We start from the raw sequence: 25,865 nt of genomic DNA on the forward strand, positions 1-25,865 counted from the left end.
TTCGGGGCTGGCGCATAATAGGGGGCATGAACGAGAGCAAGGCTTCACAGCCGCCCAAATTGCTGCTTCGCCTGGCCCGCCCCGCCGACGTTCCGGAACTCGTGGCCCTCACGGCGCGGGTGTACACGGCCGAATGGGGCCATTCCGCGGAAATGCTGCACGGCCAGCAGACGCACTTCCCCGAGGGCCAGTTCGTCGTCGAATACGAAGGCCGCATCGTAGGGTTTTGCGCCACCTTTCGCATCGCGGAGGCGGTAGCGCTTGCGCCGCATACCTGGATGCAGATCACCGGCGGCGGGTTCGCGTCACGGCACGATCCGGAGGGCGACTGGCTGTACGGCATGGAAGTGGTGGTCCACCCCGACTATCGCGGCATGCGCATCGGCCAGCGTCTTTACATGGCGCGCAAGCGCCTGTGCACCGACCTGAAGCTGCGCGGCATCGTCTTCGGCGGCCGTGTGCCCGGGCTGGCCCGTGCCATCGGGCGCTATGGCAGCGCCGAGGCCTACGTGCAGGCCGTGGTCGAAGGCAGCCGCCGCGATCCCACATTGAGTTTCCAGCTGCGCAACGGCTTCGAGGTGATCGGCCTGCTCCGTGGTTACGTGCCCTCCGACCACGAATCGCTCGGGTATGCCGCGCACCTGGTCTGGCGCAATCCGCACCGGCTCGACCAGCCCGACATGCCGCGCGTGTCGCAAAGCCACCGGCTGCCCGACAACGTGCGCGTCGCCTCTGTGCAATACCAACAACGCCGGATCTCGTCGTTCGCGGAATTCGCCACGCAGGTCGAATACTTCGTGGACATCGCGGCGGACTACGACGCAGACTTCGTCGCCTTTCCCGAACTGATGACACTGCAATTGCTGTCCATCGAGAACGCGGAACTGTCGCCGGTGGATTCCATCCGCCGCCTCTCCGAATACACCGACGAGGTCAAGGCGCTGTTCCACCGGCTGGCGGTGCACTACAACATCAACATCGTCGGCGGATCGCATCCCACGCGGCAACCGAACGGCGACATCCACAACGTCTGCTACGTGTGCCTGCGCGACGGTTCCATCCACGAGCGTGAAAAGCTGCATCCCACGCCGAGCGAGCGCAACGTCTGGAACATCACCGGCGGCGACGCCGCGGCCACGATCCAGACCGACTGCGGCCCGATCGGCGTGATGATCTGCTACGACTCCGAGTTCCCCGAGGTAGCCCGCCACCTCACCGACCAGGGCGCATTGATACTGTTCGTGCCCTTCTGCACCGACGTGCGCGAGGGTTATCTCCGCGTGCGCTACTGCTCCCAGGCACGCGCCATCGAGAACCAATGTTATGTCGTCCTTTCCGGTAACGTCGGGAATCTGCCCGGCGTGAACAATTTCGATATCCAGTACGGGCAGAGCTGCATCCTCACGCCCAGCGATTTTCCCTTCGCTCGCGACGGTGTCGCCGCCGATTCCACGCCCAACATCGAAACCGTGCTGTTCGCCGACCTGCGCCTTGAGAACCTTGCCCGCGCGCGCAACTCGGGCGCCGTGCAGAACCTCAAGGACCGCCGCTACGACCTCTACGAAGTGCGCTGGGCGCGCAGTACGGAGGTGAAATGAGCGACGCGCCGGAAACGGAGCCGGTACCGGTCGCCTCGCCGCTGGAACGCCTTCGTGGCCATGCCTGGCTTTCGCCGACGCAATGGCGAAGGCGCCTGCTCTTCTGGACCGGCGCGGTCATGGTGGGCCTTGCCGCCGTGTTCTTCGCGAAGGCCGCGGACTTCACGTTCGAGCTGTTCCGTGGCGTCGCCTCCCATGGCTGGTGGGTGCCGCTGCTGGTCACGCCCACCGTGTTCGCCCTGCTCTGCTGGCTCACCCAGGGGGCGATGAAGGCCACCCGCGGTTCGGGCATTCCGCAGGCGATCGCCGCGCTGGAAGTCGAGGACGAGACCTTCCGCACCCGCCTGCTCTCGCTGAAGATCGCCGTGGGCAAGATGGCGCTCACGCTCGGCGCGCTGCTCGGCGGCGCGTCCGTCGGCCGCGAGGGTCCCACGGTGCACGTGGGTGCGGGCCTGCTCTACTCGCTCGGGCGCCGCTTCGGTTTCGACGAGCCCGCCGCGGCGGGACGCTTCATCCTCGCCGGTTCGGCAGCCGGACTCGCGGCCGCGTTCAATACGCCCCTGGCCGGCGTTGTGTTCGCGATCGAGGAAATGTCCGGCACGTTCGAGCACCGCATGAGCGGCACCCTGCTCACGGCCGTGATCGTCGCCGGCGTCGTGTCCCTCGGCATCGTCGGCAATTACGCGTATTTCGGTGAAATCGCCGCGGCGCTGCCGCTGGGCAGGGCATGGATCGCGGTGCTGCTCACCGGCATCGTCGGCGGACTCGCAGGCGGCCTTTTCGCGCGGCTGATCCTGCCCTCGGCCACGGGCTTTCGCGGCGCGGTCGGACGCTTGCGCGGACGCAGCCCGATCGTGTTCGCCGCCGCGTGCGGTCTCGGGCTGGTGCTGTTGAGCTTCCTGAGCGCCAACGGACTCTACGGCACAGGCTACGGGCAGGCACGCGACATCCTGCAAGGACACGCCGTCACCGGACCATTCTTTGGCGTGCTCAAGTTCCTTGGCAACATCGCTTCGTCGTGGGCCGGCATTCCGGGCGGCATCTTTTCGCCGGCGCTCGCCGTGGGTGCCGGTCTCGGCGGGAACATCGCCAGCCTGCTGCCCAGCGCCGATAGTTCGGCGGTCGTGCTGCTCGGCATGGCCGCGTACCTCTCGGGCGTTACCCAGTCGCCACTCACCGCCGCCGTCATCTCGCTGGAACTCACGGCCAACCGGCAGATGGCTCTGCCGATCATGGCCGCCTGCCTGCTCGCCCGCGCCGTGTCGGCACTCGTCTGTCGCGTGCCCGTGTACAAGGCCCTGGCCGGCCAGCTGGTGGCGCAGTACGAAGAGGAATGCGCGCGGCGAAATCCGCCGGCCACCGAGGGACACGCATGACGACCGATCCACGCTGGGACCACCTGCTGCTCGATGTCGGCCTGGCCACGTTGTTGGACAACGGCGTGCCTTACGGTGCCGTAGAGCAAGGCGCCGTCGGCTGGCGCGACGGGCGCATCGCTTTCGCGGGGCCTGTCTCCGAACTGGCCGGCGAGCCGCATGCTCTCGCGCGCCATGTCGAATCCCTTCCCGGCACCTGGGTGACGCCCGGACTCGTCGATTGCCATACCCACCTCGTATTCGGCGGCGATCGCGCGCAGGAATTCGAACAGCGGCTGGAAGGCGCTTCCTATGAAGACATCGCCCGCGCGGGCGGTGGCATCGTCTCCAGTGTGCGCGCCACGCGGGCTGCCAGCGAGGACGAATTGCTGCGCCAGTCCTTGCCGCGCGCGAAGGCGTTGCTCGCCGACGGCGTCACCACGCTCGAGATCAAATCGGGCTACGGCCTGGAACCGGATGCCGAGCGACGCATGCTCCGCGTGGCCAGGCGCATCGGCGAGGAACTGGGCATCGAAGTCCACACCAGCTTCCTCGGCCTGCACGCGTTGCCCCCGGAATACGCCGGACGCCGCGACGACTATGTGTCCCTGGTGTGCGACATCATGCTGCCGTCCCTCGCGGCGGAAGAACTGGTCGATGCCGTCGACGCCTTCTGCGAGGGCATCGGCTTCACTCCTGACGAAACGGAACGGTTGTTCGCCAAGGCGACCTCGCTGGGCCTGCCGGTGAAACTGCACGCCGAACAGCTCTCCGACCTCGGCGGCGCAGCGCTCGTCGCACGTTACGGCGGCCTGTCCGCCGATCATCTCGAGTGGACCAGCGAGGGTGGCGTGCGCGCGATGGCCGAGGCAGGCACGGTGGCGGTGCTGCTCCCCGGGGCGTACTACGCGCTTCGCGATACGCGGCCGCCGCCGGTCGATGCGTTCCGCCGGCACAACGTCGACATGGCGGTCGCTACCGACCTGAATCCTGGCACGTCGCCCTTGCTCTCGCTGCGCCTTGCCATGGGCATGGCCTGCACGCTTTTCCGGCTCACGCCCGAGGAAGCCCTGCGGGGCGCGACGGTGAACGCCGCGCGCGCATTGGGCCTCGACGATCGCGGCACGCTCGCGGCAGGCCAGCGCGCCGATCTCGCGGTGTGGAGCGTCCACCACCTTCCCGAGCTTTGCTACTGGATCGGCGGCAATCTCCTGAGGGAAAGCTGGGTCGGCGGCGAGCGCGTGGTGCTGTAGGCGCAATTCGCGGAATCTTTCCGAAAAGTTCCATCGATCTGTCGGCATCGACTCCGTACCATCGTCAGCGCTTTGCCTGTCGCAAACGCTGAGGAATGTCGTTGAAGGTTTCATGGTCGTCCCCCGTGTGGGGGCGCGTCGTTCTGTGCCTCGCTGCCTGCACGGCGCTCGCCGTCGTGCTGGCCGGCTGCAGCAGTCGTGAACAACAGCAGGAAGAGCGCGCGCGCCGCGCACGGCAGATGCGCGACGTGTCGCGGATGCTGGATGCCATGGAAGCGACGACGGCCACCAGCGGGCCGGATGGCGTTTACACACCCGTACCGCTCGACCCGCCGTCGTCTCCCATGGTCGCGGCGGACCGGCAACGGTCCTCGTCGGCACTGCTCGCCACACTGGCAATCGCCATCGCGGGCGGCCTGGCGGCATCCGTGCTGGTTACCTTCGTCTGGCGCCGGCGCAAGCGTCTGTTCGCCTCGCGTCCGCAAACGTCGCCCGAGCCCGTCATGGAAGTGGATCCGCCACCTTCGCTCGACACGGACCGCGAGCGCGCAAGTCACCCACCGGCATGGGTCTACCGGAGCTCTTCATTCGAGACCCCGCTCATCCATGTGGCAGACGACCCGGTGAACCTGCTCGTACCGCCCGCCATCGCGGCATCGCCCGTCCGGACAGCGGACTGGGAGAACTGCGTGCGGCAAGCCCGTGGCCTTCCGCGCCAGGACGCGGACGCGCGACTCGCGCACGCGGAACGCGAAGTCCTCGCCGCGTTGCACGAAGCCGACACAGCGACGCGCCCCAGCTTGCTCGCGTGCTGGATGCGGATTCGCCTCGCCCGCGCCGAACGGCTTTCCGGCGCGACCCGCCTCTTCGCCCTGCGCGAACTGATGGCGTCCATCGGCAGCGATCCCGCCGCGATCCAGCCGGTCGTCGTCGACGCATGCATCGAAGCACAACTGGCCTGGGCGTCGTGGGTACGTGGAGATGCGGCCGCTTCGCGGCTCGCCGAAGCCGAACGCCTGTGTTCCCTGCTGGATGGCGCGGGTTCCCCGGTCGCCGCCCTGGCCCTGCGGCGAAAGGGCCAGGTGTTTCTACGGCGCGCCGAACTTGCCCGAGGGGCAACGGCACTTTCCGAACTGGATCGCGCGCAAACCTGCTTCGACCAGGCGCACGCGCTGTCGCCGGATGCGGAAACCGCGCTGTTGGCTGCCCGGAGCGCGCTGCAACGCGCGCGCTCGTTGCCCCCCAAGGATGCAGCGGACGCATGCGCACACGCACTCGTCCACGCTTTCCTCGCCGAACAGGAACCGGCCTGCCGTGCCGAGGCCCTCGCTTGCCGGCTGGACATCCAACTGGTGTACGCCGCACTCGGCGTCGACGAGCACAGCCACACCGGCGTCACGGCGTCGCTCGGACGCGACCTCGAAGCGGCCGGTCCTCTCGCGCCGGCGGCAAGGCTCGCGCTTGCCCGCGCCTGCCAGAGCGAAGGCGATCACGCAAAGGCCGCCCACCTGTGCGAATCCATCTGGAACGACGACGGTGCCCACGCAGGTCTGCTGGACCTCTGGCGCGACGCCTGCCGGCACTGGGCCGACATGGACGGCCACGATCGGCCGGCGCTTGCGCGCTCGCTGCGCCACCTTGCCATCGCCTGCACCACCCTCTGACCCCTACCGAGCCCCGCCATGCCCACTCGCCCCGAAACCGCCCAACCGTTCTGGCCCACACGCTACGGCATCGCCGTAGCCGTCGCCCCCGACAACCCGGTGACCCGCTCGCTACAGCTCTACGGCGAATGGGCCGAACACGAAACCGTCCTGCTCAGTGGATTGATCGAAGAAGGACACACCGTGCTCGAGTTCGGCGGCGACTTCGCCGCGCACGCCCTGTGGATGTCGCAAGTAGTCGGGCCGCAGGGCGAAGTGCACATCGCCGAACCGCGCCGCATCCGCTTCCAGCAGGCCTGCGCGAACGTGGCGATCAACGGCCTCGACAACGTGTTCACCCACCCGGTATGGCTCGGACGCGGCAAGGGCAGCGCCACACTCGGCGCACTGGCTCGCGGCGCCGGCACAGGCGCGGACGAGAAGCTGCGCATCGCCACCGTCGACGGCCTCAAGCTCGACGCCCTGCACCTGCTCAAGGTGAACCAGCCGCACGCGCTGGTGGACGTGCTCGCCGGCGCTGCCGAAACGTTGCGCACGCACCGCCCCCTGATCTACGCACGCCTGTCCGGATTGGACGAAGCACAGGCAGAGGTCGATGCCATCAAGGCGCTCGGCTATCGCGCGTGGTCGCACGTGCCATACCTGTTCAACAACGATAACCATGCAGGCGTGGAAGCGAACATCTTCCCCGGCATGGTCCAGCAGAATGTCATCGCCGCGCCGGCCGACAGCCGTTTCGAATTCGCAGAACGATTGGAGCTCTAGGCGCCGGCGCATCGCAGGCTTTTGCGAAGTCCGACGCGCAGGTAAACGCACTCTGGCCGACCCTTGCGCAGACAGGCCGTAGTAAGCCACGGCGCGTGAAGCTGGGCCCACACCACCCAGGAAAGGCATCCCCGATGTCGCGAGCATTCCTCGATGTTTCCCTGAAGACGCTGCTGGCCGCCGCCATCGTCACGGCACTGGGGGCTTGCAACCGTGAGCGCCCCGCACAGGACGCCGATATGCCGCCACCGGCGGAAAGCGCGCCCACGCCGATGCAGGCCGCACCCTACCAGCGCCCGACGGCCGATCAGCTCTATGCTCTCGTCGCTCCCATCGCCCTCTTCCCCGACAACCTCGTGGCGCAGACGCTCGCCGCTTCGACCCATCCGGACCAGGTCGGCGATGCGCGGCAGTTCATCCGGGATCATCGCGACCTCACCGGTGTAGCGCTGATCGATGCCGCCGATGGCCAACCGTGGGATCCCAGCGTGAAGTCGCTCGTGGCCTTCCCCGCCGTACTCGACCAGATGGCGAACAATGGCGAGTGGACGGATGCGCTGGGTCAGGCTTACGCCAACGAGCCGTCCGACGTGATGAATGCGATCCAGGTGATGCGTTCGCGTGCGCAGGCGAAAGGCAATCTGAAGAGCACGGCGCAGCAGAAGGTGCAGGTGGTGGACCGTGGCCCGCCCGTCTCGCAGACCCAAGTGGTCGAAACGGACGAGATCGTCGGTCCGCCCTCGCAGACCATCGAGATCGAACCCGCGGACCCAGGCGTGGTGTACGTGCCCGACTACGATCCCGATGTGGTTTATGGCGAGCCGGTTTACTCCCGCGTATACGAGACCCGCTATGTCGAACGCGGCCCCGATTACCACGACGCCGTCGTCGCAGGTGTCATCGGTTTCGGCACCGGCATTCTGGTCGGCGAGCTCTTTGCCCACCACGAACACCGGGACCGCCCATGGGGGTGGGATCGCTGGCGCACGTCATGGGGTGGCTACCGCGATGGTGGCCGGCCGACCGTGGTGTACGACAACCATCCTTATGTCGTGAACCGCACCGTAGTGAACAACCGCTACGTCGACCGTTCGGTGCACATCGACAACCGGCATGACTTCGGCAACACCTATAACCGTCTCGGTCTGCCGGATCCTGGGCAGGGTCCGGTCCAGGGACCGCGCCCCGCCTTCGGCCCGCAGGGTGCCGGTGGCCCGCCCCAGCGACCGGCCCAGCCAGACTACGCGCACATGCAGCGCCCGAGCTTCACGCCCAGCGCGTTGCACGCCACGGCGCCCAACGCGCACCCGGCCCTGCCGCCACCCCGACCGAGCACACCGGACGTCACCCGGGGTGGTCGTCCGTTCCCGGGCGCACCGGGGCAGCCCGGCCAGCACCCGGGCCAGCCGGGTCGCTTCGCCGATCACGAGCGCGGTGGCGACCGTCTTCCGCCGCAGGCGCGACAGGCCGCGGCAACCCAGGCACCGCAAGGCCAGCCCCCGCAGCCGACCCCGCATACGCCGCAGCCGCCGCGCGAGGCGCCGCAGCAACCCCACGCGCAGCCGCAATTCGCCCAGCATGCGCCGCAGATGCCACGCAACGACGCCCCGAGGTTCCAGCCGCAGCGGGACCAGCCCGAGAGGCAGTTTGCAACGCCGCGGCAGCCCCAGCAGCGTTTCGAGATGGCGCACACCATGCCCCAGCCGCGCCCGGAGGCCCCCCGCCCGCAGCCGCAACGTCCGCAGCCACAAGAACACCACGAGCAGCCGCACCCGGCGCCACAACAGCACCACGACGATCACAAGAAGCACGACAACTGACGCCCGGGCGCCCGCTTCGAAGCTCAGGAATGCGTAACTACCCAACAAAAAGCCCCGCTCGAAGCGGGGCTTTTCGTCTCACGCAGTAGAAGACTTAAGCCTTCTTGCGCGGTGCGGCCTTCTTGGCGGCAGGCTTGGCAGCGGCCGGCTTCGCGACGGCGGCGCCGGTGACGACGTCGACGTGCGGACGGGCATTGCCATAGCTGGAACGGTAGATCTTGCCGCGACGGGTGCGGCGGTCGCCCTTGCCCATGGGAAACTCCTTGATTCGTAATGATGGAGAGGAACGGCCGGCCATCGTATCAGCGGCCGCGCAAAGCGCAAGTGGAGCCGTTCAGTGGACGTGCCGCTGGCCCTTGCCGCAGCCCAGTTGCTCGTCCGGGCAGGGACCGGGATCGAACTGGACGGTGGCGTGGTCCACCCGCCAGCGCTCGCTGAGCATGCGCTTGATGGCCGTAAGCACGCGTGCCTGGTCGGCGCGCTCGGCGCCGGGGGCCAGCTCCGCATGCAGGGTGGCCATGCGCGAACCCGCCGTGACCTGCCAGACATGCACATGGTGGATGTTCACGATGCCGGCGTCGGCGCCGCGCAGTTCCTGCCGGACGGCAGCCAGGTCGACGCCTTCCGGCGTACCCTCCAGGAGGATGTGCCCGGAGCGGCGAACAAGGGACCAGGCGCTGCGCAGGATCAGCAGCGACACGAGGATCGAAAGCACCGGGTCGGCCCAGTTCCAGTCCATCCAGCGCACGGCGAGCGCCGCCAGTACGGCGGCGACCGAGCCGAGCAGGTCGCCCAGCACATGCAGGCTCGCGCCCGCCACGTTCACATCGTCGGGATCGTGGCCGTGCAGGACGCGCAGCACCACCACGTTGGCGACCAGGCCCAGCACGGCAACCACCAGCATCACGCCGGAAAGGATCGGCTGCGGATTGAACAGGCGCTGCACGGCCTCGTACACGATGAACGCGACCAGGGCGAACTGGGTCAAGGCGTTCACGAATCCCGCCAGCACCTCGATGCGGCCATAACCATAGGTACGCCGGGCGTCGGCAGGCCGCGCCGCGAAACGCGCGCCGAGGAAAGCCAGCAGCAGCGCGAGCGCGTCGACCAGCATGTGGCCGGCATCGGCCAGCAGCGCGAGCGAACCCGACACGATGCCACCGGCCGCTTCCAGCAGCAGCATCAGCAGCGTCAGGACGAAGGCGAAAAGCAGCTTGTTTTCGCTCGTTCCCGCGCCATGGCCGTGGTCGTGCGCATGGTCGCGCGCGTGCGAATGGGTGTGGTCGTGTGCCATGGGACGAAGGCTAGGGAATCGCGCCGCGGTTACACAATCACGGATGCGCGCAAGTGGGGCCGTGGATGTGGCCGGCGTGCTCGCTGCGGTCGACGCGCAGGTTCACGAAGTGAGCCGTGGCCACCAGCAGGCCACCGCAGGTCACCAGCACGCTGTGCACCACCAGCGAATGCGCATGGAGGAACGTGACGCCGAGCATCAGCAGAAGGAGGCCCGGAATCGCGAACAGCAGCGGAAGCCGACGACGATGGCGCCGATAACCGGAGATCAGCGCCACGCTGGCCAGCACCGACGCGAAGGCGACGAAGCCCGCCTCGAAGCGGTGATCGGCGAGAAAGGACAGGCCGATAAGCGGCAGCAGCGCGATGACGAACGGCAGCGCCGCGCAATGGATGGCGCAGAGGAAGGATGCGGTCGCACCGAGGCGGTCGGCGGCGTGCCACCAGCGGCGAGGTGTTTCCGGATCGGCGGATGGATCGGTCATGGAGGACATAGCGTGACTAGTTGCACGGGTCGAGGCAAGCAATGATACTTTATAACATTGCAAAACCCAAGACGGAGTTCCACCCGATGCGCAGAACCCTTATCGCCCTGGCCCTCGCCACCAGTTTCGGCGCCTCCTTCCCGGCGGCGGCCGACGACCTCCTCCAGGACGGCAGCCCGGCGACGGACGCGAAGCCGTCCCAGGGCAAGGGCCGCAAGCAGGCCGAAAAGCTCGACGCCATCGTGGTCAACGCGGTGCCGCTCGGCCAGAGCGCCGACCAGATCGTGGCGCCCGTGGCGGTGCTCGCCGGCTCGGCCCTCGACGATGCCAAGGGCGTGTCGCTCGGCGAAACGGTTTCCTCGATCCCCGGCGTGCAGACCTCCGCGCTCGGTACGGCCGTGGGCCGCCCCATCATCCGCGGCCTCGACGGCCCCCGCGTGGCGGTGCTGGAGAACGGGCTTTCCTCGCAGGACGTGTCCAACGTGAGCCAGGACCACGCCGTAACCCTCGAGCCATTCCTGGCCGACCAGATCGAGGTGCTGAAAGGCCCGGCCACCCTGCTCTACGGCTCCGGCGCCATCGGCGGCGTGGTGAACGTGGTGGACGGCCGCGTGCCCGAGAAGGCGCCCGACAATGGATTCACCGGTCGCGCCGAGGTTCGCCACGATTCCGTTTCCGACGGAAAGACCGGCCTCCTGCGCCTCGATGCGGGCAATGACCGGTTCGCCATCCACGTCGACGGTATGCACCGCGACAATGACGACTACGACACTCCCGACGGCACGCTGGCGAACAGCGCCGTCAAGACGAGCTCCGGCGCGGTGGGCGCGTCGCTGCTCGGCACCTGGGGCTATGTCGGCCTGTCGGTGTCCCGCTTCCTCGACCTCTACGGCAGCCCCGCGGAACCGGGCGATCCCGCGGAGGGCGAGGATCCTGTGCACATCAAGATGGCGCAGACCAACTACACCTTGAAGGGTGGACTGGTGAAGCCGTTCGACGGCATCGACAAGATCGAATTCAGCCTCGGCCACGGCGCTTACCAGCACGTGGAATTCGAAGGCGACGTGCCGGGCACCACGTTCTCCACGAACAGCAACCAAGGCCGTCTGGTAGTCACCCACGAGCCGCTGGCTGGCTGGAGCGGTGCCTTCGGCGTGCAGACCCAGCATCGACAGTTCTCGGCCGTGGGCGAGGAAACCTTCGTGCCGCCTACCGCGACGAACGGCGTCGGCGTCTTCCTTACCGAGCAGCGCGAGTTCGGGCCGGTGAAGCTGGAACTGGGGGCACGCCACGACAAGCAGAGCGTGGACCCCGACAACGGTCCGAAGCGCGATTACGCACCGAACAGTTTCTCGGCGGGCATTGCGTGGCGGTTTGCCGAGCAATGGCACCTTTCCTTGAACCTCGATCACGCCGAGCGCGCGCCGTCGGAAGAAGAACTCTTCGCCAACGGTCCGCACGAGGCATCGAATACCTTCGAAATCGGCAGCGACCTGGGGAAGGAGAAATCCAACCAGGCGGAACTCGGCCTGCATTTCCACGGCGATGTCGTCGAGGGCAAGGTCGCGGTGTACTACAACAAGTACAAGAACTTCATTTACCTCGCCGACACCGGTGAAGTGGAAGACGACCTCCCCGTGCGCGTGTGGTCGCAGAACGATGCGACCTTCCGCGGTGCCGAGGCCGAAGCGACCTTCCACCTAGCCAAGGGCACGTCGGGCAACTGGGACCTGCGCGTGTTCGGCGATACCGTGCGTGCCACGCTGTCCGACGGCGGCGGCAACGTGCCGCGCATTCCCGCGGGCCGTATCGGCACCACGCTCAGCTGGACCGCCGACAGCCTGCGCGCCAGCCTCGGTGCGGTGCGTTACATGAAGCAGGACAAGGTGGCGGCGTTCGAAACCGACACGGCCGGTTACACGCTCGTCAACGCGCACTTCGCCTGGACGTTCGTCAACGAGGACAGCAGCCAGTGGGAAGCGTTCGTCGACGGCAACAACCTCACGAACCAGACTGCGCGCCCGGCCACGTCGTTGTTCAAGGATGTGGCGCCGCTTCCCGGTCGTAACATCTCGGTAGGCCTGCGCGCCTACTTCTGAGTTCCCGGCCGCCTTGCCCCTCCTCCCTCCCCGGGGTGGCCGGAACGAAGTGGGGCGCCCCTCGGGGCGCCCCATGTTTTTTCCTAACCTGCGATGCCTGTTTCAGGACTCGCGGCAGTTCTTGCAGGTGCCGTGCACTTCGAGTGTCTGCGCCTGCGGGCGGAAGCCCAGCGCCTTCGCCTGCGCTTCGATCAATTCGGCCACGCGTTCGTCGCAGACTTCCTGCGCGCCATGGCAGGTGTCGCAGATGAGGAAGGGCACCTGGTGCGCTTCCTCGGGGTGGTGGCAGGACACGTACGCGTTGATCGATTCGAGCTTGTGGATGAAGCCGTTCTCGAGAAGGAAATCCAGCGCGCGGTAGACGGTGGGCGGTGCGGCATTGCCGTGTTTTTCGCGCAGGCGGTCGAGCAGGTCGTACGCCTTCACCGGTTTGCCCGCACCGGCGACGAGTTCGAGCACCTCGCGGCGCAGCGGCGTGAGGCGCAGGCCGCGCTCGGACGACGCTTGCTCCACAGCGGCGACGAAGCCGTCGGCGTCGTCGTGGTGGTGATCGTGTCGGTGGGCGGCGTGGGTCACATCGATATCCTCGTGCTCGTCATCCTAACATGCGGCCCGGTCAGGGCTTTTTCGACCCCGGAAGCGGCGGCGGCCGGGGCCCGCCCTGCGTCGCGGACGCGGCAGGCAGCGGCGGAGGCTGCCTGCGCGGCAGGAACGGCACGACCCAGCCGAACGGGCCCAGGATCAGCGAGGCGATGACGCCGGCTTGCAGCCGGCCCCGCCACCAGCCCAACAAGGCACCGACCACGACGAAAACCACCTGCCAGACGACCAGTTCGCCCCAGGGCACCAGGCCCATGAGGTTCGTGAAGATGTGCAGAAACGCGCCCGGCTCCGCCGGATCGACGCCCTGCATGGCTTTGGCCAGTAACTCGTCCATGGCCTCCCTACCTGCCCCGTGGGAGCCGCTTCAGCGGCGATGGGCACTCGCGGCAAGCGTGCCCGCTACCGCGGGATCGCCGGCATAGCCGGCTCCCACAACGCACCGGGCCTTCAGCCTGCTGCACGAACCAGTGCTTCGTCGATGCGCGACAGAGCGCCTTCGCGCCCGGCGAGGTAGATCGTGTGTTCGATCGATGGCGACACCTGGGTGCCGGTCATCGCCACGCGCAGCGGCGCGGCCACCTTGCCCATGCCCAGTTCCAGCGATGCCGCGACACGCTCCACGGCACCGTGCACCGCTTCCGGCGTCCACTCGGGCAATGCGGCAAGCTCTGCCTTTGCGGCTTCGAGGGCTTTCGGCGCGGTGTCGTTGCGCAGGTGCTTCTCCACGGCCTTCTCGTCCCACTGCACGATGGGTCCGTACCAGATGAGCGCGCGCTCGGCCATTTCCTTGAAGGTCTGGACACGGTCACGCAAGGCGACGACCACGTCGGCCGGATTCGGCCCCTTCGCAGGATCGATGCCTATCTTTTCCAGGTGCCACGCGAGTTCGGGACCGAGTGCCGCCGGGTCGTCGGTCTTCAGGTAATGCTGGTTCAACCAGGAGAGCTTGGTGAGGTCGAAACGCGAGGCGGCCTTGTTCACGTCGGCGATGTCGAAGAGCGCGGTCATTTCTTCCTGCGAGAAGATTTCCTGGTCGCCATGCGACCAGCCCAGGCGCACGAGGTAGTTGAGCAGCGCGTGCGGCAGGAAGCCGTCATCGCGGTACTGCATGACACTTACCGCGCCATGGCGCTTCGACAGCTTCTGCCCGTCCGGCCCGAGGATCATCGGCAGGTGCGCGAATTCCGGCACCGGCGCGCCGAGCGCCTTGTAGATGTTGATCTGGCGCGGCGTGTTGTTCACGTGGTCGTCGCCGCGGATCACCTCAGTGATGCCCATGTCGATGTCGTCGACCACCACGGCGAAGTTGTACGTGGGAAAACCATCGGAACGGAAGATGACGAGGTCGTCGAGTTCTTCGTTCGACCACTCGATGCGGCCCTTCACCTTGTCGTCGAACACCACCGAACCCGTGGCCGGGTTCTTGAAGCGGATGACGCGGTTGGGATCGTCGCGGTAAGGCTCGTTGCGATCGCGGTAGTAGCCGTTGTAGCGGGGCTTCACGCCCGCGGCCATGGCCGCGTTGCGCATGGCCTCGATCTCTTCCTTCGTTTCGTACGCGTAGTACGCCTTGCCCTCGCGCAGCAGCTGGTCGGCCACCTCGCGGTAACGATCCATGCGCAGCGTCTGGTAGTACGGACCCTCGTCGTGCACCAGACCCAGCCACGCCATGCCGTCGAGGATGGCCTGCACCGCCTCCTGCGTGGAACGCTCGCGGTCGGTGTCCTCGATGCGCAGGATGAACGCGCCGCCGCGCCTGCGCGCCTCCAGCCAGCAGTACAGCGCGGTGCGCGCGCCACCGATGTGCAGGTAACCGGTGGGGCTGGGGGCGAAACGGGTGCGGACGGTCATGGCGAGGTTCATTGGGCGGACAATCCGTCGATTTTACCGGCTTTGTGTGGGAGCCGCTTCAGCGGCGATGGGAGCATGCGGCAAGGTTGCCCGCTACCGCGGGATCGCCGCTGAAGCGGCTCCCACAAGGGGAGACTGTCATCCCTCGGTCATACGGCGATAACCGCGGCGACACGCCGCCGCGGGACCATGCATCAAGCCAGGCCAGAGGGCATCGCCATGCGAATCGGCATCGTCACCGAGACCTACGCACCGGATGTGAACGGCGTCGCCCTCACCGTCCAGTCGCTCGCCCGCGGCATGGTTCGCCGCGGCCATGCCGTCGACCTGATCCGGCCCGTCCATCCGTCGACGCCGCCGTTGGCCGACGCGGGCATGGATGTACTGGCCGTCGAAGGCGCCGCGGTGCCCCGCTACGCGGGCCTCCGTTTCGGCCTTCCCTCCCGCTTTCGCATCGAGCGCCGCTGGCGCGCCGACAGGCCGGATGCCGTCTATGTGGCCACGGAAGGCCCCCTGGGCTGGAGCGCGGTCAGCGCCGCCCGGCGACTCGGCATCCCGGTGGCTACCGGCTTCCACACCCGCTTCGATTTCTATGTCGGTCATTACGGGTTCGGCGCCCTGACGCCGCTGGTGCGGCATTACCTCACCCGCTTCCACAAGCGCGCGCAGACCACGCTGGTGCCCACGGGGCAGCTCGCCGGGGAACTGAACGACCTGGGCGTGCACGACGTGCGCGTGCTTCGCCGCGCCGTGGACACGCAGCGCTTCCGCCCCGAGCACCGCGACGACGCCCTGCGCGCATCGTGGGGTGCCGGCGAGGACACGCCGGTGGTGCTGTGCGTCGGGCGCGTGGCGCCGGAGAAGAACCTAGACGTGGCGATCGACGCGTATCGCGCACTCGCCCGCCGCGTGCCGCAGGCGCGCTGCGTCATCGTCGGCGACGGCCCCGGTCGCGCGGCACTCGAAGCCGCGCATCCCGATGTCATCTTCGCGGGCACGCGGCAAGGCGACGACCTGGCGGCGCATTACGCCAGCGCGGACATCTTCGTCTTCCCCAGCCTCACCGAAACCTTCGGCAACGTGGTGCTCGAGGCCATGGCTTCGGGCGTTCCCGTCGTCGCCTACGCCGAGGCGGCCGCGCGCGAATTCATCCGCAACGGCCAGAACGGCATCCGCGTGGCGCCCGGCAACGAGGGCGGCCTGGTGGAACGCGCGGCGGTGCTCGGTGCCGATGCGCAGGCGCGCATGGCCATGGGTGCCGCGGCACGCGCTTCGGTCGCGGGGCTGTCGCCCGAATCGGTCGTCGCGGACTTCGAATCGATCATGCAATCCCTCGCCGAGGAGCACGTCCATGAACGCAGCACCGCCGTCGCCGCGTAGGGCGAACCTCGACAGGCGCATGTGCGTCGCGGCCAACCGCTGGGGCGCGCGCCGCGCCATCGGCATCTTCTTCGGCGCCATCAGCCGCCTGGGCGATGGCGTCTTCTGGTATTCGCTGATGACGGTGATCGCGATCGTGGGCGGGTGGCGCGGCGTGGCGGTGGCCTTGCAGATGGCGGTCACCGGGCTCACCGCGCTCATGCTCTACCGCGTGCTGAAACGCTGGACGCGCCGCCCGCGTCCGTTCCGCACCTGCCCCGGCGTGATCGCGCACGTGCCGCCGCTGGACGAATTCAGCTTCCCGTCCGGCCATACGCTGCAAGCGGTGTCGTTCACCGTGGTGGCCGTGGCGCACTACCCTGTGCTGGCGCCGTTCCTGATCGGATTCGCGGCGCTCGTCGGCGCGTCTCGCGTGGTGCTCGGATTGCACTACCCCAGCGACGTGCTGGCGGCCACCGCCATCGGCGGCGGCCTCGGCTCCCTTTCGCTCTGGGCGGAGCGCGTGCTGGTCTGAAAGGCAGTGTGAGAGCCGCTTCAGCGGCGATCCCGCGCTAGCGGGCAAGCTTGTGGCAAGCTCCCATCGCCGCTGAAGCGGCTCCTACAGAAAGCGGATCAGGCCGCGGCGCGCGGTGCCTTTTGCAGCACGCCGAGCATGGCGCCCAGCTTGTCGCGCATCTCGCGACGGTCGACGATGACGTCCACCGCGCCGTGGTCCACGAGGAATTCCGAGCGCTGGAAGCCTTCCGGCAACGTTTCGCGCACGGTCTGCTCGATGACGCGCGGGCCGGCGAAGCCGATCAGCGCCTTGGGCTCCGCCACGTTCACGTCGCCCAGCATGCCCAGGCTGGCAGACACGCCGCCCGTGGTCGGATGCGTCAGCACCGAGATGTAGGGCACGCCGGCGTCGCGCATACGTGCGAGCGCGGCCGAGGTCTTCGCCATCTGCATCAGCGAGAACAGGCCTTCCTGCATGCGTGCGCCGCCGGTGGCGGAGAAGCACACGAGGGCGCTCTTCTCGGCCAGCGCCTTTTCGGCGGCACGGGCGAATTTCTCGCCAACCACCGAGCCCATCGAGCCGCCCATAAACGAGAACTCGAAAGCGACCGACACCACCGGGCGTTCGAGCAGGCGGCCGGACATCGCGATGAGCGCGTCTTTCTCGCCCGTGTTCTTCTGCGCTGCGGCGACGCGATCCTTGTACTTCTTCTGGTCCTTGAACTTCAGCGCGTCGACCGCTTCCATCTTCGGCCACAGTTCGGTAGTGCTGCCTTCGTCGAAGAAGGCGGTCAGGCGGGCGCGCGCGGAAATGGCGTGGTGGTGGCCGCACTTCGGGCACACCATCAGCGATTTCTCGAGCTCCGGCTTGTACAGCACGGTGCCGCAACCGGCGCACTTCTCCCACACGCCCTCGGGCACCTTGCCCTTGCCGCCGGCCGCGCCCGGGGCGCGGGTCTTCGGCGTCATGATCTTCTGCAGCCAGTTCATCGTGTCTCTCCGAGTGTCTCTGTACGTGCCCCGTGGCCGCTCAGCGCGCGTCGAGCGCGGCGCGGATCGGCGCCAGGAAATCCCGTGCCCTGCCGACGGCGTCCTCGGCCGAGGTCGCGCCGGCGAGGCGGTCGACCAGGGCGCTGCCGATGACCACGGCGTCGGCGAATTCGCCGATGGCCTTGGCGCTGGCCGCGTCGCGGACGCCGAAGCCGACGGCGACCGGCGCCTTCGACCGTGCGCGGATGCCGGCGACGCGTTTGGCGATGTCGCCGGTGCTCAGCTGGGCCGCGCCGGTGATGCCGGCGAACGACACATAGTACAGGAAGCCCGATGCGGCCTCGCAGAGCCGCTCCAGCCGGCCCTCGGCCGTGGTCGGCGAAGCGAGGAGGATCTGCTGCAACCCGGCCTGCCGCAGCGGCTCGAGCACATGCGATTCCTCCAACGGACAATCCACCATCAGGACGCCATCCACACCGGCTTCCACGGCATCTTCGGCGAACGCCGCGTAACCGTACATTTCGACCGGATTGAGGTAACCCATGAGGACGACGGGCGTCTCGGCGTCGGTCTCACGGAAGGCCGCGACCCAGGCGAGGACATTGGCAAGGCCGACCCCCTTGGCGATGGCCCGCTCGCTGGCGTGCTGGATCACCGGGCCGTCGGCCATCGGATCGGAAAACGGAACGCCCAGTTCGATGACGTCGGCCCCGGCGGCCACAAGCCCGTGCAGGAGCGCCACCATGCCGTCCGGCGAGGGATCGCCGGCGGTGACGAACGGAACGAGGCCGGTGCGGCCGGCGGACTTCAGCGCCGCGAAGCGGCGGTCGATGCGGCTCATCAGAGTTCGATTCCTTCGCGCGCGGCAATCGTGTGCACGTCCTTGTCGCCACGCCCGGAAAGGTTGGCGAGGACCAGTCCGTCCTCCGGCAGTTCGCGGGCCAGCTTGATCGCCTGGGCAATCGCGTGGCTGGACTCCAGCGCGGCGAGGATGCCCTCGGTACGCGCCAGCAGGTGGAAGGCTTCCAGGGCCTCGTCGTCGGTGATACCGACGTACTCGGCGCGGCCGGCATCCTTCAGGAAGGCGTGTTCCGGACCCACGCCCGGATAATCGAGGCCGGCCGACACCGAATGGGTCTCGACGATCTGGCCGTTCGCATCCGACAGCACATAGGTGCGGTTGCCGTGAAGGACGCCCGGCTTGCCGGCGCTAAGCGACGCCGCGTGCCGGCCTGTGTCGATGCCGTCGCCCGCTGCCTCGGCACCCACGAGGCGCACGCCGCGATCGTTGAGGAAGGCGTGGAACATACCGATGGCGTTCGAGCCGCCGCCCACGGCGGCCGTGATCACGTCGGGCAGGCGGCCGAACTGCTCCAGCATCTGCTCGCGCGCCTCGCGGCCGACGATGGCGTTGAAGTCGCGCACCATCTGCGGATAAGGATGGGGGCCGGCGACCGTGCCGATGATGTAGAAGGTGTCGGCGACGTTGGTGACCCAGTCGCGCATCGCTTCGTTGAGCGCGTCCTTCAGGGTCTTCGAGCCTGAGGTCACCGGCATCACCTCGGCGCCCAGCAGGCGCATGCGGTACACGTTGATCTTCTGCCGTTCGATGTCGACGGCGCCCATGTACACCACGCACTTCAGGCCCAGGCGCGCGGCGACGGTGGCACTGGCGACGCCGTGCTGGCCCGCGCCGGTCTCGGCGATGATGCGGGTCTTGCCCATGTGCCGGGCGACCAGCGCCTGTCCCACCGTGTTGTTGATCTTGTGCGCGCCCGTGTGGTTCAGGTCTTCGCGCTTCAGCACGATCCGCGCGCCGCCCACATGCTTCGACAGGCGCTCGGCGTGGTACACCGGACTGGGCCGGCCCACGTAGTACTTCAGGTCGCGATCGAGTTCGGCGATGAAGGCCGGATCCTTGCGCAGTTTCTCGTAGGCGGCGGTGAGTTCCGCGAGGGGCTCCATGAGCGTCTCGGCCACATAGATGCCGCCGAACTCGCCGAAGCGCCCATGCGCATCGGGCCAGGCGTGGAAATCCGCGATCTCGGTCATTGCCTTCTCGTCAGCTTGAGCCGTGTCACGCGCTGGGGACGGCGCGCACGGCGGAAATGAAGCGTTCCATCTTATCCCTATCCTTGATTCCCGGCGACGCCTCGATGCCGCTGGAAACGTCGACCGCCCAAGGCCGGGCGACGCGGATGGCTTCCCCCACGTTCTCGGGCGTGAGTCCGCCGGCGAGCAGCAACGGTTGCGCGAGGTCCTTCGGCATCAGCGACCAGTCGAAGCGCTGGCCGCTTCCGCCCTGCTCGCCAAGCCCGTGGCCGTCGAGCAGGAGTCCCGCCGCGCGCGGATAGTCGCGCAGGCGGGCCAATGCCGGAGCGCCCTCGCCCATGGCAATGGCCTTGAGGTAGCGCACCCCGTATGCCGCGCATTCCGTGTCGCTTTCGCCGCCGTGGAACTGCAGCATGTCGGGCCGCAGCACGCGCAACACTTCGTCGATGAATGCCGGTTCCTCGTCCATCACCAGCGCTACCGTCGTCACGAAGGGTGGCACGGCGTCGCGCAGGCGCGCCGCGGCGGCGGGATCCACGAAACGCTTGCTCTTGCGCGTCATCACGAAGCCGACAGCGTCGGCACCGAGGCGCGCCGCCAGTTGCACGTCGTCGATGCGAGTGAGGCCGCAGCACTTGATCCGGGTCATAGCGTCACCTCCGGTGGCAGGCCCCAATGGGCTTCATAGAGCGGCCCGAGAAAGGTCAGGCCCTCCGCGGGCGCGGTGGCTCCGGCCACTTCGCGATCGCGGCCTTCAAGGAGTTCGGCCATCCATGCCACTGGCCTTTCACCACGGCCGATGGGCAGCAGCGATCCCACGATGTTGCGCACCATGTGATGAAGGAAGGCGTTCGCCTCGATCTCCACCACCACGTGGATGTCGTCGCGGAACACGCGAATGGAACGCACGTTGCGCCGTGCATGCGCGGCCTGGCAGGAGACGGCGCGGAACGCCGAGAAGTCGTGTTCGCCCACGATCGCCTGCGCCGCTTCGTGCATCGCGTCGGCGTCGAGCTGACGGCGCTCCCAGGCGACGAAGCGCGCGTCCAGCGCCGGACGCACGAAACGCGGCAGGATGCGATAGCGGTAGCGCCTGGCCCGCGCGGAGAAGCGGGCATGGAAGTCGTCGGCGACCGGTTGTGCCCAGGTCACCGCCACGCTATGCGGGAGATTGGAGCAGGCGCCAAGGATCCAGCCGCGCATGTCGCGGACCACCTCGGTATCGAAATGCACCACCTGGCAACGCCCATGCACGCCGGCGTCGGTACGGCCGGCGGCCGTGACCTCGATGGGCGTGTGCGCGACATAGCTCAGCGCCTCTTCCAGCGCGCCCTGCACGGTCTTCGCATGGCTGAGCCGCTGCCAGCCGAGGAAGTCGGTGCCGTCGTATTCGACGCCTAGGGCGATGCGCATGGGTGACTAGCGAAGCGAGGAAACCCAGAAGGGTACCACTTGTGGGAAGCAGTACCTTATTCGACGCCGTGGACCGGCGGATCGTTCTCGAGCAGCGCCCGGTGGATCCAGCCGCCGACGGCACCGCCGACCAGCGGCACGACCCAGAACACCCACAGCTGGGCCAGTGCCCAGCCACCCTGGAATACGGCCACGCCGGTGCTCCGCGCGGGATTCACCGAGGTGTTGGTGACGGGGATGCTGATGAGGTGGATGAGCGTGAGCGCCAGGCCGATCGCCAGCGGTGCGAAGCCCACCGGCGCGCGCTTGTGCGTTACGCCCAGGATGACCAGCAGGAAGAACAGGGTGAGCACGAACTCCGCGACCACCGCCGCCATGAGGGAGTAGCCGCCGGGTGAATGTTCCCCATAGCCGTTGGTGGCGAAGCCGGCCGTGACGTCGAAGCCAGGCTTGCCGCTCGCGATGAGGTAAAGCACGCCGCCCGCCACGATCGCGCCGATCACCTGGCTCACGATGTAAGGCAGCACTTCCCTGCCCGGCATGCGGCCACCGGTATAGCACCCGATGGTCACCGCGGGATTGAAATGCGCGCCGGAAATATTGCCGACGGCATACGCCATCGTCAGCACGGTGAGGCCGAAGGCGAGCGAGACGCCGACGAACCCGATGCCGAGGCCGGGAAAGGCCGCGGCAAGCACCGCGCTTCCACAACCGCCAAGGACCAACCAGAACGTACCGAAGAACTCTGCTATCAGACGCTGGAACATATCCATTCCTCCTTGGCGCTATGTCAGGGACTACGCAATGTCGTCGAGAATCCGCCTTGCCGTGTCTTTCTGCATCTGCGAGCCCTCGGCCAGCACTTCGTCGAGCATGAGGCGGGCGCCTTCGGCGTCCCCCATGTCGAGGTAGGCGCGGGCGAGGTCGAGCTTGGTGTCCACCGGGTCGTCGCTGAAGCTTTCCGGGTTGTGGTCCGCGATGGGCTCTTCGTCCGGGAATGCGGGCTCGTCGAAGCGAGGCAGGTCGGTCGACGAGGTGGCGGCCGCGTCGTGCTCGTCCTCGAATGCCCAGGTCGGACGCTCCTCGCCTGCGTCGTGCTTCTCCTCGGCGAGGATGTCGCCGAAGCCGCCATGCGACGTCTCGGCGGGCGTTTCCACGTACGGGGACTCGGGCGCGTCGACGTCGAACACGCCGGGCGCGTTCGGACGGCGGTCGGCTTCGGCACGCTGCACCGGCGTCAGGTCGAAGTTGAAATGGTATTCGCTGTGCTTCTGCGGCGCCGGCGGCTGGGTGCGATCGTCTTCCTCGGGGCCGGTGACATACGTGCCGAGGTCGAATTCCTCCAGGGCCGCGGCCGTGTCGGCGTGCGATTCAGGCGTGGCGTAGCTGTGTTCGTAAGGGTCGTCGATCTCGTCCACCGGCGTGCCGCCGAAGAGGGGATGCGTCGGTGCGAGGTCTTCGCCCATCATCACCACCTCGCGCCATTCCGGCTGCTCCGGATCGGCGACGTGGGCGAACATGGCTTCCGCGGCGGCCTCGAAATGGTCGACGTCGCGACGGCCGTAATAGAGGCTCACCAGTTCGAGGTGCAGGCCGATGTCGTCGGGATGCTCGGCCAGCGCGTCGAGGATCTCACGCTGGTCCTGATCCATTACCTGGCCGTGCTCGCCGAAGTCGAACGAGGGCTCTTCGCCGAAGCGATCGGCGAGCGAGCCCGAGGCGACGGCGGGCGCCGCCTTGGGCTTCTTGCGGCCGAACACGGCGGCGACGAGCAGGAGCAGGATGACGATCGCGCCACCGCCCCAGGCCCACGGCTGCATGTACCAGGGATCTTCCTCGACGACCGGCGTGGGCGCCACGGCGGCGGGCTTCGCCGCCGGCTTGGCCGCGGGCGGCGGTACGGCGGCCGCACCGGGCTCCTTCAAGGGCGCGGTGGCCACCGTCGCTGCCGCGGCCGGTGCCTGGGTCGAAGCGGCGGTGGCCGTCGACGCGGAAGCGGCCGTGCCCGCCTTGGCGGGAGCGCTCGCCACCGGCGCGGCGGGCGCCGCAGGGGTGGCCGGTGCTGCCGCTGGAGCGTTCGACGCGGCGGCCGTGCCGCCATTCTTCTGCGCTTCCGCCAGCTTCCGCTGGAGTTCGGCTATTTCGGAATCCTTGAGGCTGAGCAGGCGCTGGTTCTTCGAGTTGATCTCTTCGAGCTCGCCGATGCGCGACTTCAGTTCGTCGCCCTGCTGCTTGAGCGAGGCGACACTTTCCTGCGAGGTGGCCAGTTCCTGGCGCAGTCCCGCGACCTGCGCGCTCCCCGTGCCGCCCTTGCTGCCGGCGCGTGTGGAAGCGGCGTCGCCGCCCTCCTTCGAGGGCACGATGGCGAGACGATCGCTGGCGGACTGTGCGGGTTTCGCTTCACCCTGCCCGGCGCTGGTGGACGCCGCATCGGCGACGACCGAGGGTGCGCGGGCGGTACCCGCGCGCCAGCTTTCATTCTGGCGCCGCACCTCGGCGAGCGCGTCGGTACTGGACTGGGCCTGCACCTCGTCGGCGGAAGGAATGCGAAGGATCGCACCCGTCTTCAGCGCATTCATGTTGTCGCGGTAGAAGGCGTCCGGATTGGCCTTCTGCAGCGCCACGAGCATCTGGTTCATGTCCGCGCCGCCCGCATGGTCGCGGGCGATGGAGGAAAGCGTCTGGCCACGCTGCACCGGGCCGTAGGTGCCGCCGGCCGTCGCCGCGGCGGGCCGTGCGGCCGGCTGGGTGCGCGAAGGCCGGGACGCCGCCTGCGTCGGTACGCGTGCCGGCACCTCGGCGGTGCGCGAAGGCGCCGGGGCGGGTGCAGCGGCAGGCGCTGCCGAAGCGGCGGCCGCGTTCAGCGGTGTACCCGGCGGATCGAGCAGCATGGTGACTTCGCGTACGACCTTGTTTCCACCCGACGACACTTCCACGAGGAAGTCGAGGTAGGTGTCGCGAACCGGGGCGGCGCTGGTGACGCGTATCACCGGTGCGCCGGCGGCATTCTTGGCCACCGCGAAGCTCAACGGCACCGGCAAGCCCGCGCGATTGAGCCCGGCACGGGTGAATGCCTCCTCCGAAGCGAGCGCGACATGGACATTGTCGAGGTTGCCCGACACGCCGCTCAGCGGAATTTCCGCCACCAGCGGCTGGTCCATCGTGGAATGGAGCTGCACCGGCCCCAGGTTCTGGGCCAGCGACTGGCTGCCCCAGGAGACCAGCGCCAGCATGATCGAAAGCTTCAACGTACGGTTCATCACTTTCCCCCGAACAAAACCCATGCCGACGGCGCGCCTCTTTCGGGCGTCCAGCCGCGAAGGCGCCACTGTAGTGCACCCCAGCAACAACTAACAATAGCGGGTACGGCTAGTTACGCGACAACGTTAAGTCGTTCGCGAGACTCGTACACGCTTCCCATGCAGTGCCCCTACTTCCCCTGGCTGGCTTCCAGCTGGCGGCGCAGCTCCGCGATCTTCCGGTCCCGCTCCTCGATTTCGCGGCTGGTGGCCTGCGAATTGGATTCGAGCGAGTCCACCCGCTTCCTGAGCTGCTCCACCTGGGCGTCTTCGTGCTTTTCCCGGCCGCGGAGTTTTTCCAGCCTCGCCCGCTCGGCGGCCTGGGCCGCCGGGGCCGAAGCCGCCTGTGGCCGCTCGCCCGCCGACGCCAGCGGGGCGCAGGCAAGGAGAAGGCAGGCGGCAGCGGCTCGGGAAAGCATCAGAGGTAGTCCTCGACCAGGATCTCGGCGATCTGCACCGCGTTGAGCGCGGCGCCCTTGCGGATGTTGTCGGCCACGATCCACAGGTCGAGGCCACGCTCGTGCGAGATGTCCTCGCGGATACGGCCCACGAACACCGGGTCCTTGCCGGCCGCGTCGCCCACCGGCGTGGGATATCCGCCCGCCTTGCGCTCGTCCTGCACCACCACACCCGGCGCCTCCTCGAGGAGTTCGCGCGCGCGCTCGGCGGTGATCTTGTCACGGGTTTCGATGTGCACCGCCTCGGCGTGGCCGTAGAACACGGGCACGCGGACCGCCGTGGGATTCACCTGGATGGAAGGATCCTCGAGGATCTTCCGGGTCTCCCAGACCATCTTCATTTCTTCCTTGGTGTAGCCGTTCGCCTGGAAGTCGTCGATGTGCGGGATCACGTTGAACGCGATCTGCTTCGGGAACTTGGCGGTCTCGACTTCCTGGAAGTTCAGCATCTGCGCCGTCTGCTTGCCCAACTCCTCCATGCCGCTGCGCCCCGCGCCCGACACGGACTGGTAGGTGGCGACATTGATGCGCTCGATGCAGACCTCGCGATGGATCGGCGCCAGCGCCACGAGCATCTGCATCGTGGAGCAGTTCGGGTTGGCGATGATGCCGCGCACGGTGTAGTCGGCGATCGCATGCGGATTCACCTCGGAAACGACCAGGGGAATGTCGTCCTGGTAGCGGAATTCCGAGGTGTTGTCGATGACCACCGCGCCCGCCGCGGCCGCCCGGGGCGCGTGCTCACGGCTCACCGAACCGCCCGCGGAAAAGAAGGCGATGTCGACGCCGTCGAAGTCGTATTTGGCGAGGTCCTGGACGACGTAAGGTTTTCCGTTGAAGTCGATCGTACCGCCCGCCGAGCGTTCGCTCGCCAGGGGCACCAGTTCGCTGACCGGGAAATCCCGTTCGGCGAGGATCGACAGGAGGGTTTCGCCGACCGCGCCGGTCGCACCCACCATGGCTACCTTGTAACTCGTCTTCTTGCTCATGTT

At 67.8% G+C, this 25,865-nt stretch carries 24 protein-coding genes; 9 read left to right on the plus strand and 15 right to left on the minus strand.

What is annotated here, in order from left to right; genetic code table 11:
* The first annotated feature begins 26 nt into the window (after window positions 1–26).
* From ACPYOD_RS02650 to ACPYOD_RS02675, 6 genes are all read left to right on the plus strand, one after another.
* On the plus strand, window positions 27–1,598 hold the full coding sequence (locus ACPYOD_RS02650; RefSeq protein ID WP_481300179.1) for a GNAT family N-acetyltransferase: 1,572 nt from the start codon (window positions 27–29) through the stop codon (window positions 1,596–1,598).
* On the plus strand, window positions 1,595–2,974 hold the full coding sequence (locus ACPYOD_RS02655; protein ID WP_481300180.1) for a chloride channel protein: 1,380 nt from the start codon (window positions 1,595–1,597) through the stop codon (window positions 2,972–2,974). Before ACPYOD_RS02650 ends, ACPYOD_RS02655 begins: the two co-directional genes overlap by 4 nt.
* Window positions 2,971–4,206: an imidazolonepropionase gene (gene hutI, locus ACPYOD_RS02660; protein ID WP_481300181.1), complete on the plus strand. Its 1,236-nt coding sequence runs from the start codon at window positions 2,971–2,973 to the stop codon at window positions 4,204–4,206. The genes ACPYOD_RS02655 and hutI overlap by 4 nt, the downstream gene beginning before the upstream one ends.
* A 101-nt stretch (window positions 4,207–4,307) precedes the next feature.
* On the plus strand, window positions 4,308–5,870 hold the full coding sequence (locus ACPYOD_RS02665) for a hypothetical protein (protein ID WP_481300182.1): 1,563 nt from the start codon (window positions 4,308–4,310) through the stop codon (window positions 5,868–5,870).
* Window positions 5,871–5,888: 18 nt separating this feature from the next.
* Window positions 5,889–6,635: a class I SAM-dependent methyltransferase gene (locus tag ACPYOD_RS02670; RefSeq protein WP_481300183.1), complete on the plus strand. Its 747-nt coding sequence runs from the start codon at window positions 5,889–5,891 to the stop codon at window positions 6,633–6,635.
* Between the two features lie 134 nt (window positions 6,636–6,769).
* Window positions 6,770–8,455: a DUF3300 domain-containing protein gene (locus tag ACPYOD_RS02675; protein ID WP_481300184.1), complete on the plus strand. Its 1,686-nt coding sequence runs from the start codon at window positions 6,770–6,772 to the stop codon at window positions 8,453–8,455.
* 94 nt (window positions 8,456–8,549) lie between these two features.
* Here the strand turns inward: ACPYOD_RS02675 and ACPYOD_RS02680 are convergent, their stop codons facing one another.
* The 3 genes from ACPYOD_RS02680 to ACPYOD_RS02690 all read right to left on the minus strand — a co-directional run bounded on the left by ACPYOD_RS02680 (window position 8,550) and on the right by ACPYOD_RS02690 (window position 10,233).
* Window positions 8,550–8,708, minus strand: coding sequence for a 30S ribosomal protein THX (locus tag ACPYOD_RS02680; RefSeq protein WP_481300185.1), 159 nt, complete (start codon window positions 8,706–8,708; stop codon window positions 8,550–8,552).
* Between the two features lie 81 nt (window positions 8,709–8,789).
* Window positions 8,790–9,749, minus strand: a complete 960-nt coding sequence (locus ACPYOD_RS02685; RefSeq protein ID WP_481300186.1) for a cation diffusion facilitator family transporter — start codon at window positions 9,747–9,749, stop codon at window positions 8,790–8,792.
* Window positions 9,750–9,786: 37 nt separating this feature from the next.
* Entirely contained in the window at window positions 9,787–10,233 is a 447-nt protein-coding gene (locus tag ACPYOD_RS02690; protein WP_481300187.1) for a MerC domain-containing protein, read from the minus strand.
* Between the two features lie 86 nt (window positions 10,234–10,319).
* Here ACPYOD_RS02690 and ACPYOD_RS02695 point away from each other — a divergent pair, with 86 nt between their 5' ends.
* On the plus strand, window positions 10,320–12,332 hold the full coding sequence (locus ACPYOD_RS02695; protein ID WP_481300188.1) for a TonB-dependent receptor: 2,013 nt from the start codon (window positions 10,320–10,322) through the stop codon (window positions 12,330–12,332).
* A gap of 102 nt (window positions 12,333–12,434) precedes the next feature.
* Here ACPYOD_RS02695 and ACPYOD_RS02700 read toward each other — a convergent pair whose 3' ends face one another.
* The 3 genes from ACPYOD_RS02700 to gltX all read right to left on the minus strand — a co-directional run bounded on the left by ACPYOD_RS02700 (window position 12,435) and on the right by gltX (window position 14,786).
* Entirely contained in the window at window positions 12,435–12,914 is a 480-nt protein-coding gene (locus tag ACPYOD_RS02700) for a transcriptional repressor (protein ID WP_481300217.1), read from the minus strand.
* A gap of 34 nt (window positions 12,915–12,948) precedes the next feature.
* Window positions 12,949–13,269, minus strand: a complete 321-nt coding sequence (locus ACPYOD_RS02705) for a hypothetical protein (protein WP_481300189.1) — start codon at window positions 13,267–13,269, stop codon at window positions 12,949–12,951.
* 113 nt (window positions 13,270–13,382) lie between these two features.
* The gene (gltX, locus tag ACPYOD_RS02710; protein WP_481300190.1) at window positions 13,383–14,786 is read right to left on the minus strand and encodes a glutamate--tRNA ligase; all 1,404 of its coding nucleotides are present in this window, start codon (window positions 14,784–14,786) and stop codon (window positions 13,383–13,385) included.
* A 219-nt stretch (window positions 14,787–15,005) separates the two neighbouring features.
* Between gltX and ACPYOD_RS02715 the strand changes: the two genes are divergently transcribed.
* Window positions 15,006–16,166 (plus strand): glycosyltransferase family 4 protein, encoded by a 1,161-nt coding sequence (locus ACPYOD_RS02715; protein ID WP_481300191.1) that lies wholly within the window; start codon window positions 15,006–15,008, stop codon window positions 16,164–16,166.
* Window positions 16,138–16,680 (plus strand): phosphatase PAP2 family protein, encoded by a 543-nt coding sequence (locus tag ACPYOD_RS02720; protein WP_481300192.1) that lies wholly within the window; start codon window positions 16,138–16,140, stop codon window positions 16,678–16,680. Before ACPYOD_RS02715 ends, ACPYOD_RS02720 begins: the two co-directional genes overlap by 29 nt.
* Before the next feature lie 98 nt (window positions 16,681–16,778).
* On the opposite strand, the gene accD is transcribed toward ACPYOD_RS02720, so the two are convergent.
* The 9 genes from accD to ACPYOD_RS02765 form a co-directional block, all read right to left on the minus strand.
* A complete protein-coding gene (gene accD, locus ACPYOD_RS02725; RefSeq protein WP_481300193.1) occupies window positions 16,779–17,651 on the minus strand; it encodes an acetyl-CoA carboxylase, carboxyltransferase subunit beta in 873 nt (290 codons plus the stop codon).
* 40 nt (window positions 17,652–17,691) lie between these two features.
* Entirely contained in the window at window positions 17,692–18,492 is an 801-nt protein-coding gene (trpA, locus tag ACPYOD_RS02730; RefSeq protein WP_481300194.1) for a tryptophan synthase subunit alpha, read from the minus strand.
* Window positions 18,492–19,703 (minus strand): tryptophan synthase subunit beta, encoded by a 1,212-nt coding sequence (trpB, locus tag ACPYOD_RS02735; protein WP_481300195.1) that lies wholly within the window; start codon window positions 19,701–19,703, stop codon window positions 18,492–18,494. The genes trpA and trpB overlap by 1 nt, the downstream gene beginning before the upstream one ends.
* Before the next feature lie 25 nt (window positions 19,704–19,728).
* Complete coding sequence (locus tag ACPYOD_RS02740) at window positions 19,729–20,352, minus strand: phosphoribosylanthranilate isomerase (protein WP_481300196.1); 624 nt, start codon at window positions 20,350–20,352, stop codon at window positions 19,729–19,731.
* A complete protein-coding gene (gene truA, locus ACPYOD_RS02745; protein WP_481300197.1) occupies window positions 20,349–21,116 on the minus strand; it encodes a tRNA pseudouridine(38-40) synthase TruA in 768 nt (255 codons plus the stop codon). Before truA ends, ACPYOD_RS02740 begins: the two co-directional genes overlap by 4 nt.
* A 56-nt stretch (window positions 21,117–21,172) precedes the next feature.
* The gene (gene aqpZ / locus ACPYOD_RS02750) at window positions 21,173–21,889 is read right to left on the minus strand and encodes an aquaporin Z (protein ID WP_481300198.1); all 717 of its coding nucleotides are present in this window, start codon (window positions 21,887–21,889) and stop codon (window positions 21,173–21,175) included.
* A gap of 24 nt (window positions 21,890–21,913) precedes the next feature.
* Window positions 21,914–24,376 carry a motility hub landmark protein FimV gene (locus ACPYOD_RS02755; protein ID WP_481300199.1) on the minus strand — a complete coding sequence of 821 codons (2,463 nt, stop codon included), beginning with the start codon at window positions 24,374–24,376 and terminating at the stop codon, window positions 21,914–21,916.
* 170 nt (window positions 24,377–24,546) lie between these two features.
* Complete coding sequence (locus ACPYOD_RS02760) at window positions 24,547–24,834, minus strand: hypothetical protein (protein WP_481300200.1); 288 nt, start codon at window positions 24,832–24,834, stop codon at window positions 24,547–24,549.
* On the minus strand, window positions 24,834–25,862 hold the full coding sequence (locus ACPYOD_RS02765) for an aspartate-semialdehyde dehydrogenase (RefSeq protein WP_481300201.1): 1,029 nt from the start codon (window positions 25,860–25,862) through the stop codon (window positions 24,834–24,836). Before ACPYOD_RS02765 ends, ACPYOD_RS02760 begins: the two co-directional genes overlap by 1 nt.
* Between the last annotated feature and the right edge of the window lie 3 nt (window positions 25,863–25,865).

This window comes from Luteibacter sp. HAY1-4A (genome assembly GCF_056755355.1).

Excerpts from the sequence above, each read along its gene's own strand:
- gltX (WP_481300190.1), bottom strand. The coding sequence starts at position 14,786 with ATGACCGTCCGCACCCGTTTCGCCCCCAGCCCCACCGGTTACCTGCAC.
- ACPYOD_RS02685 (WP_481300186.1), bottom strand. The coding sequence starts at position 9,749 with ATGGCACACGACCACACCCATTCGCACGCGCGCGACCATGCGCACGAC.
- ACPYOD_RS02680 (WP_481300185.1), bottom strand. The coding sequence starts at position 8,708 with ATGGGCAAGGGCGACCGCCGCACCCGTCGCGGCAAGATCTACCGTTCC.
- ACPYOD_RS02675 (WP_481300184.1), top strand. The coding sequence starts at position 6,770 with ATGTCGCGAGCATTCCTCGATGTTTCCCTGAAGACGCTGCTGGCCGCC.
- ACPYOD_RS02705 (WP_481300189.1), bottom strand. The coding sequence starts at position 13,269 with ATGGACGAGTTACTGGCCAAAGCCATGCAGGGCGTCGATCCGGCGGAG.
- ACPYOD_RS02670 (WP_481300183.1), top strand. The coding sequence starts at position 5,889 with ATGCCCACTCGCCCCGAAACCGCCCAACCGTTCTGGCCCACACGCTAC.
- ACPYOD_RS02755 (WP_481300199.1), bottom strand. The coding sequence starts at position 24,376 with ATGAACCGTACGTTGAAGCTTTCGATCATGCTGGCGCTGGTCTCCTGG.
- hutI (WP_481300181.1), top strand. The coding sequence starts at position 2,971 with ATGACGACCGATCCACGCTGGGACCACCTGCTGCTCGATGTCGGCCTG.
- truA (WP_481300197.1), bottom strand. The coding sequence starts at position 21,116 with ATGCGCATCGCCCTAGGCGTCGAATACGACGGCACCGACTTCCTCGGC.
- trpA (WP_481300194.1), bottom strand. The coding sequence starts at position 18,492 with ATGAGCCGCATCGACCGCCGCTTCGCGGCGCTGAAGTCCGCCGGCCGC.
- accD (WP_481300193.1), bottom strand. The coding sequence starts at position 17,651 with ATGAACTGGCTGCAGAAGATCATGACGCCGAAGACCCGCGCCCCGGGC.
- ACPYOD_RS02740 (WP_481300196.1), bottom strand. The coding sequence starts at position 20,352 with ATGACCCGGATCAAGTGCTGCGGCCTCACTCGCATCGACGACGTGCAA.
- ACPYOD_RS02655 (WP_481300180.1), top strand. The coding sequence starts at position 1,595 with ATGAGCGACGCGCCGGAAACGGAGCCGGTACCGGTCGCCTCGCCGCTG.
- ACPYOD_RS02695 (WP_481300188.1), top strand. The coding sequence starts at position 10,320 with ATGCGCAGAACCCTTATCGCCCTGGCCCTCGCCACCAGTTTCGGCGCC.
- ACPYOD_RS02720 (WP_481300192.1), top strand. The coding sequence starts at position 16,138 with ATGAACGCAGCACCGCCGTCGCCGCGTAGGGCGAACCTCGACAGGCGC.
- trpB (WP_481300195.1), bottom strand. The coding sequence starts at position 19,703 with ATGACCGAGATCGCGGATTTCCACGCCTGGCCCGATGCGCATGGGCGC.
- ACPYOD_RS02715 (WP_481300191.1), top strand. The coding sequence starts at position 15,006 with ATGCGAATCGGCATCGTCACCGAGACCTACGCACCGGATGTGAACGGC.
- ACPYOD_RS02765 (WP_481300201.1), bottom strand. The coding sequence starts at position 25,862 with ATGAGCAAGAAGACGAGTTACAAGGTAGCCATGGTGGGTGCGACCGGC.
- ACPYOD_RS02650 (WP_481300179.1), top strand. The coding sequence starts at position 27 with ATGAACGAGAGCAAGGCTTCACAGCCGCCCAAATTGCTGCTTCGCCTG.
- ACPYOD_RS02760 (WP_481300200.1), bottom strand. The coding sequence starts at position 24,834 with ATGCTTTCCCGAGCCGCTGCCGCCTGCCTTCTCCTTGCCTGCGCCCCG.
- ACPYOD_RS02690 (WP_481300187.1), bottom strand. The coding sequence starts at position 10,233 with ATGACCGATCCATCCGCCGATCCGGAAACACCTCGCCGCTGGTGGCAC.
- aqpZ (WP_481300198.1), bottom strand. The coding sequence starts at position 21,889 with ATGGATATGTTCCAGCGTCTGATAGCAGAGTTCTTCGGTACGTTCTGG.